Origin of the sequence: Mesorhizobium sp. M1A.F.Ca.IN.020.03.2.1, from assembly GCF_004023205.1 — a bacterium.
Taxonomy (GTDB): Bacteria; Pseudomonadota; Alphaproteobacteria; order Rhizobiales; family Rhizobiaceae; genus Mesorhizobium.
On record NZ_RZSV01000150.1, the window covers coordinates 1 to 14,374 of the forward strand.

23 protein-coding genes, 1 tRNA gene and 1 pseudogene are annotated in these 14,374 nt (G+C 59.8%); 16 read left to right on the forward strand and 9 right to left on the reverse strand.

Annotated elements, in window-relative coordinates; translation table 11 throughout:
• The 11 genes from EOA79_RS32900 to EOA79_RS21545 all read left to right on the forward strand — a co-directional run.
• A partial coding sequence (locus tag EOA79_RS32900) for a hypothetical protein (protein WP_164893906.1) occupies positions 1-427 on the forward strand: 427 nt, incomplete at its 5' end.
• 13 nt (positions 428-440) lie between these two features.
• Complete coding sequence (locus tag EOA79_RS21505; protein WP_128293257.1) at positions 441-683, forward strand: hypothetical protein; 243 nt, start codon at positions 441-443, stop codon at positions 681-683.
• Positions 684-689: 6 nt separating this feature from the next.
• Positions 690-1,094: a hypothetical protein gene (locus EOA79_RS21510; RefSeq protein ID WP_127335927.1), complete on the forward strand. Its 405-nt coding sequence runs from the start codon at positions 690-692 to the stop codon at positions 1,092-1,094.
• 223 nt (positions 1,095-1,317) lie between these two features.
• Positions 1,318-1,584 carry a hypothetical protein gene (locus tag EOA79_RS21515; RefSeq protein WP_127335926.1) on the forward strand — a complete coding sequence of 89 codons (267 nt, stop codon included), beginning with the start codon at positions 1,318-1,320 and terminating at the stop codon, positions 1,582-1,584.
• Positions 1,585-1,607: 23 nt separating this feature from the next.
• Positions 1,608-1,976, forward strand: coding sequence for a hypothetical protein (locus EOA79_RS21520; protein WP_127335925.1), 369 nt, complete (start codon positions 1,608-1,610; stop codon positions 1,974-1,976).
• Positions 1,977-1,979: 3 nt separating this feature from the next.
• The gene (locus tag EOA79_RS21525; protein WP_127335924.1) at positions 1,980-2,243 is read left to right on the forward strand and encodes a hypothetical protein; all 264 of its coding nucleotides are present in this window, start codon (positions 1,980-1,982) and stop codon (positions 2,241-2,243) included.
• On the forward strand, positions 2,240-2,479 hold the full coding sequence (locus EOA79_RS21530) for a hypothetical protein (RefSeq protein ID WP_127335923.1): 240 nt from the start codon (positions 2,240-2,242) through the stop codon (positions 2,477-2,479). Before EOA79_RS21525 ends, EOA79_RS21530 begins: the two co-directional genes overlap by 4 nt.
• Positions 2,479-4,323 carry a hypothetical protein gene (locus EOA79_RS21535; RefSeq protein WP_128293258.1) on the forward strand — a complete coding sequence of 615 codons (1,845 nt, stop codon included), beginning with the start codon at positions 2,479-2,481 and terminating at the stop codon, positions 4,321-4,323. The genes EOA79_RS21530 and EOA79_RS21535 overlap by 1 nt, the downstream gene beginning before the upstream one ends.
• Positions 4,324-4,325: 2 nt before the next feature.
• Complete coding sequence (locus EOA79_RS21540) at positions 4,326-6,128, forward strand: hypothetical protein (protein WP_128293260.1); 1,803 nt, start codon at positions 4,326-4,328, stop codon at positions 6,126-6,128.
• A gap of 16 nt (positions 6,129-6,144) precedes the next feature.
• Positions 6,145-6,315 (forward strand): hypothetical protein, encoded by a 171-nt coding sequence (locus EOA79_RS32905; protein WP_164748198.1) that lies wholly within the window; start codon positions 6,145-6,147, stop codon positions 6,313-6,315.
• Positions 6,312-7,619 carry a hypothetical protein gene (locus EOA79_RS21545; protein WP_127334966.1) on the forward strand — a complete coding sequence of 436 codons (1,308 nt, stop codon included), beginning with the start codon at positions 6,312-6,314 and terminating at the stop codon, positions 7,617-7,619. Before EOA79_RS32905 ends, EOA79_RS21545 begins: the two co-directional genes overlap by 4 nt.
• 490 nt (positions 7,620-8,109) lie before the next feature.
• On the opposite strand, the gene EOA79_RS32910 is transcribed toward EOA79_RS21545, so the two are convergent.
• The 4 genes from EOA79_RS32910 to EOA79_RS21565 form a co-directional block, all read right to left on the reverse strand.
• Positions 8,110-8,268 carry a hypothetical protein gene (locus EOA79_RS32910; RefSeq protein ID WP_164748197.1) on the reverse strand — a complete coding sequence of 53 codons (159 nt, stop codon included), beginning with the start codon at positions 8,266-8,268 and terminating at the stop codon, positions 8,110-8,112.
• Positions 8,269-8,531: 263 nt separating this feature from the next.
• Complete coding sequence (locus EOA79_RS21550) at positions 8,532-8,840, reverse strand: hypothetical protein (RefSeq protein WP_127334965.1); 309 nt, start codon at positions 8,838-8,840, stop codon at positions 8,532-8,534.
• Positions 8,841-10,008: 1,168 nt separating this feature from the next.
• Entirely contained in the window at positions 10,009-10,296 is a 288-nt protein-coding gene (locus EOA79_RS21560; protein WP_245479164.1) for a hypothetical protein, read from the reverse strand.
• Positions 10,296-10,658 (reverse strand): hypothetical protein, encoded by a 363-nt coding sequence (locus EOA79_RS21565; RefSeq protein WP_127334962.1) that lies wholly within the window; start codon positions 10,656-10,658, stop codon positions 10,296-10,298. The genes EOA79_RS21560 and EOA79_RS21565 overlap by 1 nt, the downstream gene beginning before the upstream one ends.
• Before the next feature lie 463 nt (positions 10,659-11,121).
• Between EOA79_RS21565 and EOA79_RS32915 the strand changes: the two genes are divergently transcribed.
• From EOA79_RS32915 to EOA79_RS21580, 4 genes are all read left to right on the forward strand, one after another.
• On the forward strand, positions 11,122-11,382 hold the full coding sequence (locus EOA79_RS32915) for a hypothetical protein (RefSeq protein ID WP_164893907.1): 261 nt from the start codon (positions 11,122-11,124) through the stop codon (positions 11,380-11,382).
• Between the two features lie 56 nt (positions 11,383-11,438).
• Positions 11,439-11,636 (forward strand): hypothetical protein, encoded by a 198-nt coding sequence (locus EOA79_RS32920; protein ID WP_128370155.1) that lies wholly within the window; start codon positions 11,439-11,441, stop codon positions 11,634-11,636.
• Entirely contained in the window at positions 11,633-11,878 is a 246-nt protein-coding gene (locus EOA79_RS21575; protein WP_127334960.1) for a hypothetical protein, read from the forward strand. The genes EOA79_RS32920 and EOA79_RS21575 overlap by 4 nt, the downstream gene beginning before the upstream one ends.
• A 119-nt stretch (positions 11,879-11,997) precedes the next feature.
• Complete coding sequence (locus EOA79_RS21580; RefSeq protein WP_127334959.1) at positions 11,998-12,318, forward strand: hypothetical protein; 321 nt, start codon at positions 11,998-12,000, stop codon at positions 12,316-12,318.
• A gap of 158 nt (positions 12,319-12,476) precedes the next feature.
• Here EOA79_RS21580 and EOA79_RS21585 read toward each other — a convergent pair.
• From EOA79_RS21585 to EOA79_RS21605, 5 genes are all read right to left on the reverse strand, one after another.
• Positions 12,477-12,552, reverse strand: a tRNA-Phe gene (locus EOA79_RS21585).
• A 157-nt stretch (positions 12,553-12,709) separates the two neighbouring features.
• The gene (gene yacG, locus EOA79_RS21590; RefSeq protein ID WP_067328558.1) at positions 12,710-12,931 is read right to left on the reverse strand and encodes a DNA gyrase inhibitor YacG; all 222 of its coding nucleotides are present in this window, start codon (positions 12,929-12,931) and stop codon (positions 12,710-12,712) included.
• Positions 12,928-13,554, reverse strand: coding sequence for a Maf-like protein (locus EOA79_RS21595; RefSeq protein ID WP_066993800.1), 627 nt, complete (start codon positions 13,552-13,554; stop codon positions 12,928-12,930). The genes yacG and EOA79_RS21595 overlap by 4 nt, the downstream gene beginning before the upstream one ends.
• Positions 13,555-13,573: 19 nt before the next feature.
• The gene (gene infA / locus EOA79_RS21600; protein ID WP_006200926.1) at positions 13,574-13,792 is read right to left on the reverse strand and encodes a translation initiation factor IF-1; all 219 of its coding nucleotides are present in this window, start codon (positions 13,790-13,792) and stop codon (positions 13,574-13,576) included.
• Between the two features lie 195 nt (positions 13,793-13,987).
• A complete protein-coding gene (locus EOA79_RS21605) occupies positions 13,988-14,335 on the reverse strand; it encodes a low molecular weight phosphatase family protein (protein ID WP_348631866.1) in 348 nt (115 codons plus the stop codon).
• On the opposite strand from EOA79_RS21605, the pseudogene EOA79_RS34290 reads away from it, so the two are divergent.
• Positions 14,310-14,374 (forward strand): annotated as a pseudogene (locus EOA79_RS34290) (protein-tyrosine-phosphatase); the annotation flags it as partial. The gene EOA79_RS21605 and the pseudogene EOA79_RS34290 sit on opposite strands and share 26 nt — an antisense overlap.

Genomic DNA, 14,374 nt, shown 5'->3' on the forward strand with positions numbered 1-14,374 from the left:
GGCGCTGCGTATCGCCACTGCCGCTCGCGAGCAAGGCCAGGCACGCCACATCGAAGCCGGCCGGCGCCTTCAGAATCAGCCGCTTGGCCAGCCGCCGACCATCACACACGCCGAAGTCGAGGCGCTGGGCAACGCGTTGACGCCGTTGTTCGATGCGGAGGCAGCGGCCAGGGCTCACCGCGACGAGGAAGTGAAGATCTTCGAGATGAGCATCGGGCCGACATTGGCCGAGCCGCTGGCGGCATATCGGCAGGCAGTTGAGCAGGCTCTCGACAACCTCGAAGCAGTCTTGCGCCAAGGCCAGAACTTCGCCGCCAAGGCCCGACAGGCGCGCTTCGACCTGAAGCCGCATTCGCGGCTGCCAGGTGTCGCGGAACAAATGGCCGACCGTCTGGGATTCGTCCGCCAGCCCTTTGACCGCGCCTGAAAGGGGACACGTCATGACTGATCAATGGAACAAACTAGTCAGCTACCGCGAGAACGAACGCTGCCGGTACAACGGCGTCGTTTACGAAGCGAAGTTCGACCTTGTTCGCGGCATGCGGCCGGCCGGCCCGCTATGGGAAAAGTTCTGGCGACGAGTGCCGACGATCCCGGTGAAGTCGCAGCCTTCGTCCTATGTCGGGAGAAAAGCGCCGAGCGGCTACATCACCCGCGACATGAGCCGGTACGGCGGACGGTGAGATTCGATGGCCCGCGCCACTAGGAAAAACCTTTCGGCAGCCGAAGCGGATTTTCTCGAAGAGGTCGAGAAGGTCAAGGATTTGCTGGTCAAGTCGAACGGCTTCTCTGACCTCACCAAACCCCTGTCAACGAACATGACGTTCAGCTTGCTGGCAGAGTTCCATGTCATCCAGCGCCAAGCTCTTGATCGTGAAATCGGCGAGCTGCGACAGGCCATCGAAGATCTGAAAGGTCGAACCATGTCCTATCGAGGTGTGTGGGGCGACTCTGAGGTCTACCGCAAAGGTGACGTAACAACACATGCTGGTTCTGCGTGGCACTGCGAAGCAGCTTCGAGCGTGGGACAACGGCCTGGCGCCGGTGCCGGTTGGCGATTGATGGTTAAACGCGGAAGGGATGCCTCACAATGATTTTCGCCAGCCGACCCATTCATCAAGTTGATGTCGATTTGAGCGAGGACGGGAGGCACGTCATTGCTACCGGCCATACTGCATGCCGAGACGATACAGCATTTGCATCCATGCGCCTTCGTCCCGAATGCTTCGATGGTGATGAGACGCTGGCGCTCGAGTTCACGTCTGCGCTGCTTCGCTCCCTGGTCGAGAACTTCGGGCACTGGTCGGAGCCTCGCCAATGACGGCAGCCAACCGCAACGGACACTTGGCCGACGCGATCGAATGGTTTGCGGCGCATGAAGCCGATAGGCGCGGCGTAGACGGCACAGCCTACGAAGTCATGAAGCGCAGGTTCAGCTTGAGCTTCTCCGAAGCCGTCATGGTCTGCCGTGAGGTTCGCAAGCTTGTAGGGCCTTACCCAAGCACCCCCGGGGGGGCCATCACCAATTCAGGGCGCACGCCTCGTGGACCGCTCGGGCAGCTTTTCGCGGATGAAATTGAGTAATTCATTCAAGGGACAAAACCCCAGTGGCTAAAAACCTTCAACTCGTTGCCAACAACCCGCCCGTGACCGGCGCGCCACCCAGGCCGCTCGGCCCGCACGGCATGGCTTTGTGGCAGTCGGTCAACGGGCAATACCAGATCGAAGATGCTGCCGGGATCGAGTTCCTTGTGACTGCTTGCCAGGCGCTCGATCGTGCCGAGGCATTGAAGACGCAGATCGATGCTGACGGCGCTGTCATCCGCACCAAGGCCGGTTTGAAGGATCATCCGGGCTTGAAGCACGAAATTGCAGCCCGCTCGCTCTGCATTCGCACTCTGGCAAGGCTTGGCCTCGATCTGGAACCCCTTCATAGCGGCCCTGGGCGACCTGCCGGCGCTGGCTACAGGAGCTGATGCATGCCGACCAAACGCACGCCACGTAACCGCGACGCAAAGCGCAGGATCACGCCGGCAGCGGTCGAAGCCTTTCAGGCGAACGACTACAAGGCCCTGCATCGCGCCTTGGGTTTGAAGCCCTGGGAAATGTCACCGCTGCCGCGCGATATTGAACCGCTCGGCTGCGATCCAGAACGTCCGCCGAATTCCAGGGCAACCCTTTTCGACCAGTCCTTCGAGCAGGCAGTCGAGTTGCAGCGGGCTCTTTTGGAGGCGGTGCAATGAGGCCTCAAACCTACTGGACCGAACGTCTCGACGCGTCCGACGCGCGGCGCCACGAGCAACAGCTCGACATTGCGCGCGGGCTGATCGCGGCTGGCCTTGAAATGGTCTTTCAGATCACCGGCAGCGGCTTGCGAGCACTTGAGGAAACCGAGGCGGCTGCATCCGTCTTCCTTGCCGCTCACAACCCGACGATCGCCGCTGAAATCGCAACACTGGAAACGCAGGGGACTGCCTGATGGCGGCGACAGTCGGCAGTATTTCCATCGATCTTTCGACAAACGCGCAGAAGTTCGCGACCGGATTCAAATCCGCCGCAACGACAGTTGAGAGCCAATCTGCACGCATGGCCAAGAGCGTCGCCGCGGTCGAAAAGGGTGTGGCCGGCATAGGATCTACGCTTAAGACCTTCGTCGGTGGCCTTGCGGCCGGCGCTGGCGTGGCTGCAATCGCTTCTCTGGGCGGCGCCTTCGACAAGCTGAAGGAGACCATCGGCGAATTTGACCGGATCGCCACGGACGCCAAGCAGAGCGGCCTGAAGCCCGACACGTACCAGGCGCTCGCCTTCGCAGCCAAACAGGCAAACGTCGAACAGGAATCTTTCAACTCCGCCCTGACGATTTTTGCGAAGAATGCAGGTCTAGCCGAGAAGGGCACCGGCGCGCTCTACGCCGGCCTTCAAAAACTCAACCCGCAACTGCTGCAAAACATCATCAACGCCAAAGACCAGGAGGAGCGGCTAAAGCTCGTCTCTGATGCAATGGCGCAGATGACGGACGCCACGCAGAAGGCGGCGCTTGCCTCAGTGGTGTTCGGCAAGGGCGGCGTCGAGATGGCTCGCTTCCTCGATCAAGGGCGCGCCTCGATCGATGCGATAAAGAAGTCCGCCCGCGACATGGGCATCATTGTTCCCGACGAGCTTCTTCAGCGAGCAGGCGAACTCGATGACAAATTGGACGTTTTGAGCCAGGTCATTCACGTTCAGTTGGGCGAAGCACTGATCAACCTGGCCCCGGCTCTGACCGGCGCCATGCAGGGCTTTGCCGACCTCTCGAAGAACATCAATGCCACCTCCTCAGCCGTCGATACATTCGTCAGCAACCCGAGCTGGGGGAACCTCAACAAGCTCCTTGTCGCCATGGGCAGCGCGCCGATCCGTGACGGCAGCATCTTGGACGTGCTCGCCAACGGGCGCTCTACAGCCGCGATCCAGGCCGATATAGCGGAGGTTCAGCAACGGCTGGCTGATCTGAAGACGGAAGCCGCAGCCGGCTTCGAAGTTGGCCTTGCGACCGACCGTGCACAAGATGAACTAAAGGCCCTCCAGCAGGAGTTGAAGCGAACCAGCATCGCGGCTCAAGCTGCCGCGAACAATGCCGCCGGCTCCCTGAACGAGCTAGTCCAAAACTCTATCAATGCTATCGGCGGCAAACCCGCAGCCACAACCCAGGTGCTTCCTACTGTCACGCGCTACGGCGGCGACCCGAACCAGATCACGCTACCCGGCAACGGTGCCCCGACTATCCAGACCAACGTCAACGGCTCTGGCGTCAACGTCACCAAATACTCGAGCGACACAGCCGACAACACCAAGGAAACGGCCGGCTATACCCGCGATACCGCTGATAATATCGACAGGCTGGATCAGAACACTGGCGGCTATATCAGAAGCCTAAGCCGCGACATGGCCGGTTATTCGGCCAATCAGGTGAATGCGATCGGAAGCTTGGCCGATTCGTTCGCTGCCGCTCAATACGACGCTCTGGACGCCATTACAGCGCAGATGGTTCAGGCCGGTCTAAACACCGGCAGCATCAGTCAGCCGTCGAACATGTTCGGTGACCAATGGGATCCTCAGCACGGTTCGCATGTCGGGCCGATCCTGAACCTGGGCAGGGCGCCGCACTGGGTCCAGGGGACGACCTCCGATGACGGCTCATACAACAATCAGGTTTCGGTCGCGCAACCCGGCTCGGACATCACGCTGAACTATTATGCGGCTCCCGGTGAAAGCGTCGAGACCGCCAAGCAGCGGGCGCGCGATATGTGGAATGAACTCATGCTCCAAGCGTCGAGGGCGTAGCGATGAGTGGCCTAGCTGATCTTCGGAAGGGCACCGTCGGCCATTGGGTTCAAGGCGGAACCCAGACTGCACCGATCGTGCCGGAAGCCTCTCCCATACAGACAACACTGCCCACGTCGGCTTACGGCCAAACCATTCCGGTGGTCTGGGGGAAATGCCGCCTGCCGGCCTCCTATATCTGGGTGCCGCCGATCGCCACCGTTACTTCCACCCATACGGAATGGTGGGACACGATCACAACGACGACAAGCGAGATGTCGTGCCGGCTACGTTTTGCCAGACCGCTGGTGTCTGAATCATCCTGGACGCTTCGCAAACTCTACTCAAACGGAACGTTGATCTATGATGCGAGCCAAGGGTATCGAGCCAAAGGGCTGAAGTTCCGCACCTACGATGGCCGGAGCACGCAAGGTCGAGACCCGACCATGGTTTCTGAGGAGGGCGAGAGCAACGTTTCAGCTCACCGTGGCTACCTCGACATCGTGCTCACGGACTTCGACATCCAAGGCTTTGGCGCTCCGCCGGTCTTCGAGGCGGAATGGATTCAGGACGGTGCAACCACGCATGACTACGACACGTTTCAGACCTATAGCGGCGAGATCGCATTCGGGCAGATGATCCCGGTGTGGGATCAGGGCAAGCTGTACGGGTTCGATAACGCGGACGTTTATCTTTATTCGATTTATGCCACCAAACAATATTTCAGCTTCGACCTTCCGGGCGACGCCTTCACCACGTATTCGTGTTTCCGGTACAGCCGTGTCCTCGATCGGCTCGTCTATCTCGCGAGTTTCGGCGGGGTGAACAACTGGAAGCCCGTTCTGATCGACGGCTCTACCGGGACCGTGATCGAGACCTCTTCCGCGAGCGCCATTGCCTCCGGCGTTATCCCCGAGCAAGGCGGAAGCCTCGTGGATTTCAACACGTCGGCTCTGGTGGTCGGATTCACGACGAGCAGCGATCAGATTTTCTCGGTCATGCTCACGGTTGACGACATAACGCCGGTCTACCAATCCGGGACGGGCTGGGAAGGGTATTCAAGCATCCAATGCGTGACGCCTGGCGCCGTTCGCGGCAGTGATGCCGACTTCTACTTCTGTGCCGACAGTGACTTGGTAAAGGTGACATTTGCGAGCCAGGGCCAGCTCCTGGCGACGAGCGTATTGGCGTCCTTCTCTGACGATCTCCGCTACGCGATTTATGACGATGACGGCGATATTGTTGTGTGGACAGATGCCGGCACCGTTTCCCGCGTCGATGGGTCAACCGGCGCTGTCGAATATACGAAGACCGTTCCCTACCAGGTCGAGACCATTGGATTGCGCGATCTCGGGGCACCCGACCTCCAGAGGCTAACCGACGAGCTCTACTTCACCACCGGCGGCACGAGTTATTTCACCGACCTCAAAACCGGCCTCACGCGGTCTGTCGCTGGCGCAGATGCCACCGTGCAACCATTCTTTTGGGACGGTCAGACCGACACCGGCATCACCAAGACCGTCCTAAGCCAGCCCCGAAGAATCCGGCTGATAACCGGCGACGGGGATCTTCGCCAACTGTCGGATTTTCTCGAAGATCTGATGGCGCCGTCCGAAGTCGAGACCATCAACATTGACGATGTGATCGATGGGGCGGTGATCGACATCACGGCGGGTGCGAGGGACATAGCGCGCGCAACTTGCGAGCCGTATTCCATCGCCATCTTTGAGAGAGCCGGCAAAGTCATTTTTAAGCGGGCGCTGACCGACGCCAGCTTTGCCGTTGATCAGTCGGTATCCTCTACGGGAGATATCCTTGACCAGTAGACAAAGGAAAGCACAGATGGCCGAAAAGCATCGAATGGCTGACGAAAAAGCCCGCAATGAGGCGACAGAGGCCTTGGCCGAGCCGGATCAAGCCGCAAGCAAAGACAGTGAACGCCAGCAGCAGCAAATAGCCGTGGCCTGGGGAGTGGCCGCGAGCACGTTCGGTATCGGAGCGCGCCTATCATGACAGCCTATTACGTTCGTTCTGGCGCTGGCGGCGCCGGCACCGGTGCCGACTGGGCCAACGCCTATACGACGCTCGCTGCGGCATTCTCGGGCAAAGCCGCCGGCGACGTTTTCTACGTCTCCGAAGATCACGCCGAGACACAAGCATCAGTTATGACACTGACCGGACCCGGCACCCTGGCTCTTCCTGCGCTGGTTTATTGCGTCAATCATAGCGGCTCCGTGCCGCCCGTCTCTGCCGACCTGAGAACGACCGGGCAGATCTCGACCACGTCCGGGAACAACATTAACCTCGCCGGCCCGGCGATTTATTATGGCATCCTCTTCAATGTTGGCTCATCCGGTTCGCCGGCTTTGGCAGCACCAAGCGCCAACAACGTCACGCTGAAGCTGGTCAATTGCCAGATCAACCTGGTCGGCTCCGGGGCGCTGAATATTTCGATCGGCGGCGTGACGGCCGGGTATCTCGAACTGATCAACACGCCAATCAGTTTCGGAGGCGTATCCGGGCAAATCCGTTGCGAGGGCGTCTTGCGCTGGCGCGATACGCCCAGTGCTCTTTCGGGCGCGATCCCGACGACGCTCTTTGTGTCATTCTCGGGGCGCGGTGGCCTCATCGAGTGCCGAGGCGTCGATCTCAGCGCGGCCGGTTCGGGCAAGACGCTTGTCGGGGCGATCACTGGCAGCAGCAACGCCAAGGTGACGTTCGAGGACTGCAAGCTCAATGGCTCCGTGACCTTGGCGGCCACTCCAACGCAGCAAGGATCGCTATTCGTCGATGCCTATCGAACCGGATCTCTTGGCGCGAATTATCAATTTGCCAGCGTGAGATACGCCGGCACGCTCACCGAAGAAACCACGATCGTCCGCACCGGCGGGGCCTCTGACGGCGCCACCCCGTTGGCTTGGAAGATCGTCACCACGGCGAACTCTTCCTATTATCTGCCATTCGACTGCTTGCCGATCATGATCTGGAACGACACCACCGGATCTCCGGTGACGGCGACCGTTCAAGGCATCTGGGGTGGGGGTGCAGTTCCGAATGATGACGAAATCTGGCTTGAGGTGGAATATCTCGGCGATGCCTCGTCGCCACAGGGGTCGTTCGTCAGTGATGCAAAAGCCAACCCGTTGGCATCCGCCGCTGGACAGGCTGCCGGAAGCGGCACATGGGGCGGATCGACAACCAAGTTTGCGCTCTCCGTCACGTTCACGCCACAGCAGAAGGGCTGGATCGCTTGCAGGGTTAAGTGTGCGAAAGCCTCGACGACTTTCTATATCGATCCCAAGATTACGCTCTCCTAAGCCTAACCTGGCATCGCTGCAGCGGCGTGTCGCAGACCTCGCTCCATATCGGCGAGGTAGGCGCTGTCATTGGCAAAGTGGTCCCAAAGGACCAATCCAACAATAAGCGCAGTCACAACTAAGGGCCAACGCACTGGAACTCTCCCTCAAAAGCTCCTCGCGGCCGGCATTATCTTCCTACTTCGCTTTATTTACAAGCAGTCGCTAATACAGCGGGAGAGCTCGCCGGGCGAGGCCCCCAACAACAGCCTCAAGCCCGACGAGCTGCCGGGTTCAAACCGGCGATGTCTGCAGTGCAAGGCTGGTGCCAGCATTCTTGTGCAGAAATGAGACAGCTCACCACCGCTTGTAGCGTCACGGCCCGGCAGCCCATCATGCTTCGGGGGGAAGTGGTGACAATCCGCCGGGCCTGATCCGGGGACAGGGGTGGCCAAACCCCGGACGGCGCTAACCATAGCGAGACGGCAGCTGATGGCAATTGCTGTTTTAGTCAGCCCGCGAAGGCGTGAACGATCGCGAAGCCGATACCGATAGCTACGCCCGTAAAGAACTTGCCGGCAGCATCCAGGGCAATGATGCGGAACTTGGCCCAACCATCGCTGTGGGGCTTCCTGAGGGCACTGGAAAGGTCGTCAAAGATCGCGTCCATAGAAAGATTCTAGATCGAAATGGATTCGCTGTGAATCCCCCCCATCTTCTGGTGCGAAGACACCAGTTCTTAGCGAGCGCTCAAGACCCACGCTCCTGTCTTAGAAAGAGGCCCGGCGGATAAAGCGCCAGGCCAATCTCTGCAGCGAGAGGGTATGGAGGGATATCCGCTGCATCAGCCGCCATCATCGTCCTTTAGCAGGCGCTTGACAACGGAAATCCTTCGTACGGAGGGTGTCGCTGCGAACCTTGGAGAGAGCTTCGTCACGTCGGCTTGTCCACCAGTGGCGTCTTCCTTGTCGGCGGCTTGTAAGGCGTCACCACTCTCACGGTATCGGCATTCACCGTGACGGGGACGCCTAGGTTGATGGTCACTTTGTCTTCATCGACGCGGGTGACATCGCCTCGAAGCTCGATCTCCTGACCTTGCTTCACCTTCGAGATTCGATCGACAATCGAATGAGGCTGGCCATAGGAGGGGATCGACACGCTCACACGGTCTTCCGTCACTCGACGGCGCACCTTTGCCGTGATCGCGACTTCATCGCCAATATTGATGTTGCCCTTCGCCATGCCGATACAACTCCGACGCGGCCAATAGGTTCGCAAGCAGATGCTAATGTGCAGTCAAGACGATGCCCGTCACCCCAGGCAACGGGATGGCGGGCATCTATCCACTCTCTCATGCCGCCGAACGAAGGGACACATGTTCGCCGGCTCTATCAAATGATGTAGCGAGGGGAAGGTTTCAGCATCGGGACCAAAGCGTCAGATCCTCCGACTTCGGTCGCATCGAAGGGAACATTCCTACCAGTGTCCCGGTTAAGTGTCGCGGCGTGTGTCTCCGGCACGAGGTTCACCCGCCGCGCTGGGGCGCTCCCCCACGGGAGCCCGTTCGACCCCCTCAGGCGAGCGGGCTCTTGCCTCTGAGCTTCCAACGCCACAGTCGGCATTCGCTCGCGCACTTTGAATTATTTGATTGATCTGCTTGCGAAGGCTCAAGCCACCAATCATCTGACGAACGTCGTAGCCTTCGTTTTTGATCTTTGTACGCACCTCACCAAAATTGGCGTAAACTCCAGACTTGGCGAGTTCGAATGCGCGCTCAAGGGTCGTTTTCCTGTGATCCATAGCAGCGCTGAGCATACAGGAGTTTGGGGAAGGCTGCGCCTCAAATTTCAACCCGAGACACAACCAGCCTACATGACCGGGCATGGGTAACGGCTGGACCCTCCAAGCGCTTATAGACGCGGGCATGTCTGTTACGGGCGGCTGCCTGGATTGCCATCGTCATCAAAAGCTCGATCTGCCGGCGCTCCGGGATAGGTTCGGCGCTGATGCTCCGGCGATGGAATGGGACTTGAGGCCGAGGATGAAATGCGCAGTCTGCGGCGGCAAGCGGATCACGCTCACATATTCGCCGGATACCAGTCCGAAAGACCTTCACCGCAAGAGCCAGTAGGGCGGGACCTTCAGCGGCGCCGCGCTTTTTCCCACTGCATCAGCAGCCAAGCCTGCACCTCATGGCTCGTTACTGCCATAGCCTATCGAGCGATTGCAAAACAACAGACGCGCCAGCGGCAACAGCCGCCCAACTCGCCCATTTTCCCTGCCGACCGATGTCGGGCATCATGTCATCAAGGCTGTCCCTAATAGGAATGGTTGCCGCTCGAATACCGAGAGCGGCCGCAACAAAGCTGGTGACGATCGATAGGTATGGCAGCCACATGGCAAGCTCCGGTCACTCTGGCGGAGGGGGAGGCGGGAGCGAGGCCGCTGCACCTGACGATGCGGCTGCGGTTCCGCCCGGCCCCTGCTTGTACTTCTGGACGACGGCGGCGCTTCTGGCGCCGTCTCCCTCGATCTTGGTGTTGTTCGAGGCGGGATTGTAGGGATCGACTGTTTGCAGCAATTGGTTCTGTCTGTTCGAGTCGCCGGAGGCCAGCGTCATCGTATCGTAGTTGTTCAGATAATCGGCTGCGCAGCCGTTCAGGGCCAGCAGCGCGAGAGCGCAAAACAATTTCCTCATCAGCACGTCCCCTCGAAAACCTGGCCTTTGCGGGCGCGCAGATAGCAGAGTCGCTTCCCGCTCGCATTTCCAAAAGCCGAATGTTGCTCTACGGCCAACAGCAATACAGGCGCCGGGCTCATGAGACTTGCCCGCTGTGCTGTATCCCACATGACATCGCTAAAATTGGACACGAAGGTATCTACGCCGACGATGACTTGCGTCCGAACACCTTCGGCGCGGACTTCGACGCTCTCAATGCCGTAGCCGACTTTCAAGTAAGCCAGCTCGCTCTCAATTTGAAACTGCAAAGCCTCGTCGTTGGCTGATGCCAGAGTTGGCACCAAACACGCGGCAACTGCCAATGCTGTTTTGAACAACATTCCCCGATCCCCCCCGGATCAACTGGTGAGACCGTATCACCTCTTAGCCGGTGCTGAAAAGCACCTTGCACAAAGAAATACTTCCCCCAGGAAGGGGAGCATTCTTGACGAAATCAGCAAATCAGATGATCGTGTCCGTGGGCTTGAACACCCGGACTAGGACTTTGCCCGTGCAGACCTTTGGCGAGGTCGTTCTTCCTTTGGCGAGGAAGAGCGGGCGAGAGTGTGCAGGTTTCCTGCGCACAACGGACGCGCTTGGCGGCGCGGCTCCGACCGGCCTTTTATGGCCGGGAGCTAAGCCGCTGTCCAGTGGGGGAAACCCCTAAAAAGCTTAGGCCTGTCGTCCTGGCAGGTGTTCAACTCCCGGCTTCGGCGCCGTCCGCCGATATTTGCTGCAGGGGTTTGCAGCCCGGCCTTGAACAGCCGGTGAAACCAGGGGACTGAACCTATGACTTCTCAGGCAATGACACGTCGCGCCGCTCTCGGCGCTCTAGCATCGCTGCCGGCCATGGCAGGCGCTACAGCTGAAAAGCAGGTGGATGCCGCCTTCACAGCGTGGTCCGATATCTTCAAGGCTCTGCTGTCCGCACCATGCACAACCTTCGAGGCGGTGCAGATGAAGGCCAACTTGCTCTTGAGCGACAAGTCGAGCGCTTTCGGTGGAAGCCTGGAATATTGGGAATCCGAGATGCTGCTGCGTTCTTTCGTGGCGGCGCAGTCATGAACGCGACCCTAGAAGTTCTTAACGATCTGGAGCCGTTGGTCTGCGACAGCGACGACATGAACGACGTGCTTGCCAACTTGCTCGAAGACGCTTTCGGCAAGGAAAGCAGTAAGGGCGGAAACGTCGTCCTCACGGCTGGCGAGGTGAACCGATTGCTTTACATCGGCTATAAGGCCGCCGAATTATCCCAAAAGCTGCGCAAGACCTTCTATGAAAAGATCGAGGCGGAGCCGTTCCAGGCGATGCAAGCATGAGCGAACTCGTCGAACCTATCGTCATCCTCGACACCTTCGTGCAGGGCGTCGGACGCGTCGAGGAGATTGCCGCCAATCTGTTCCGCGTGTCTTATTATGCCCACCAGCGCGGCTACGACGGCACTCAAGAGCGCGTCTGCGTGGCCAAGTTCATTGTGACTGCTGAAACCATGATAGCGATGGCGAACGCCACAGGCGCGGCGCGGCGGCTATTGGGTGAGGCGCACTCGCCCATGAACTGAAATCAATTGGCCCTTCGGACACTTGAAAGGCTCGGCTGCTGCTTCGGTGGCCGGGCTTTTTTGCAAAGCCACGGTGAAATAAGATTCGCGATGCCGTGATTGGCATTGGGAGGGGCAAAATGAAGCGGAACGGTATTGAATTCGGCGACCCTTCACCCGCTGTGGTGGCCTACATTCATGAACTTGAGGGTAAGGTCGGCGAGTTGGGAATCAAGGTTGACGAACTCAACGTTGAGATCGGCGATCTAAGGTCCGGCAATGCGTTGTGGCTGATCGCGGCAGGAGCGGTTGTGCTATGCGTCAGCTATTGGGGCCTGCACCCTGGGTGGAAGCTGGTACCATTCGCCGCAGTTCTTCTCATCGCCGGCATCTGGCGCTATCGCCGGCAACAGGCTTGGGAAAGGCGCAGATTCGACGCCATTATGACGAGTGATGAATAGCCTTATTCATGTCGCGTCCATGTCGCACGGAGTGACCTGTAGCGTCTGGAAAAGCCCGGAAATCCACGGGATTAACTTGCAACACGATGCGACATGAAGTCCAACCAAATCGCCAAGCCGGCGACCTGCTAATAGGCTGATTTCCTTTGAGAAAGTGCTGGTGCCCAGAGGCGGATTCGAACCACCGACACGCGGATTTTCAGTCCGCTGCTCTACCAACTGAGCTATCTGGGCCTGCGCCGGCTAACGGGCTCGTCCGCCGGGTTTCACGGAAGCGCCGGGTGGCGCCCCCCTCGAAAGCGCGTGGGTTATAGCACGGGAATTCGCCCTGTCCAGCGCTTAGGTGTTGATAAAGAAAAATCGCCGGGAAACGGCGTATTGCTACGGGCCTTCACTGCTCGTCTGTGGACGAAGGGCCTTGCTTGGGGCCTCCGTCTTCTTCCTCTTCGTCGTCGCGGCCGGGAATGACGTAGGCGCCTTTCAGCCAGCGATTGAGGTCGATGTCCTTGCAGCGTGTCGAGCAGAACGGATAGTGCTCCCGCACCGAAGGCTTGCCGCATTCGGGGCAGGGGCGCTTCGGCCTCAGCGGCGTGACCTTTTCGTCCGGGCTCATGGCCGCGCGACGTGCCAGTTCTTGTGCGGCTTGAAGCCCTCGCCGGACAGCAGCGCGATACTCTCGTAGAGCGGCAGGCCGACCACATTGGTGTAGGAGCCGACCAGCTTGACGACGAAGGAGCCGGCGAGGCCCTGCACGGCATAACCGCCGGCCTTGCCGCGCCATTCGCCCGACGCGACATAGGCGTCGATCTCCTCGCGTGGCAGTCGCTTGAAGCGCACCCTGGTCTCCACCAGCCGCTGCCTGAGCTTGCCGCCCGGCGTGATCAGGCAGATGCCGGAATAGACCCGGTGCGAGCGGCCGGAAAGCAGGCCGAGGCAGTTCACCGCGTCGTCGATCGTCTCGGCCTTGGGCAGGATGCGCCGCCCCACCGCCACCACCGTGTCGGCGGCCAGGATGAAGGCCGGCGCATAGTCTTCCTCGCTTTTCAGCGAGGCGAACGCCTTCTCGGCCTTGTCCTTGGAAAGGCGCTTCGCCAGCGAGCGCGGATGCTCGGCGCGCAGCGGCGTCTCGTCGACATCGGCGGGCAGCACGCGGTCCGGTTCGATGCCGGCCTGCTGCAACAGCTCGATGCGACGCGGCGAACCCGAGGCAAGCACGAGCTTCTGCAGGATGCTCATCGCGGTTCGCGCCGAATTGTTACTTGAAGCGGTAGGTGATGCGGCCCTTGGTCAGGTCGTAAGGCGTCATTTCGACCAGGACCTTGTCGCCGGTCAGCACGCGGATGCGGTTCTTGCGCATGCGGCCGGCCGTGTGGGCGATGATTTCGTGCTCGTTTTCGAGCTTCACCCGGAACATCGCATTGGGCAGCAGTTCCGTGACCACGCCCGGAAATTCGAGGACTTCTTCCTTCGGCATTCGATACCTTTGCTTGGATGGCGGTTCCGGGGCCTAGAGCATGATGCCGAAAAGTGTGAAGCGGTTTTCGGACGACATCATGCTCTATCTTGATCTGGAGCCGGACGATTTCAGGTCGAACAGACCTGAACTCGTCCGACTCCAGCCGGAATTTGCGGCGGAACCTATATGATAATCGCCCGCTTGTGAACATGCTTAATCCGTCGCGTTTTTTGCTTCCGGAAGCAAGAAACGCCGGCTTATGCGCGTCTTCAGCCGCTCTCGCACATCGCGATAGGCGGCCATGATGTGCTCGCGCGTGCCGCCGGTGTCGGTCGGGTCCGGCATCGGCCAGTACTCGACCTCGACGGCGAGCGAGCGGGTAAGCTCGAGCGCGGCGTGATGCGCTTCCGGCGCCAGCGTCACAATCAGGTCGAAATAGTCGTCTTCCAGCTCGTCAAGCGTCCTCGGCTGCCGCTCGCCGAGCGTGAGACCCTCTTCGGCAAGCACGGCATCGACGAAGGGGTCGCGCTCGCCGATGGCCGAGCAACTGGCGCGGCGGATGCTGCCCGCCACCACTTTCGTGGCCTCGGCCGGCGTGCG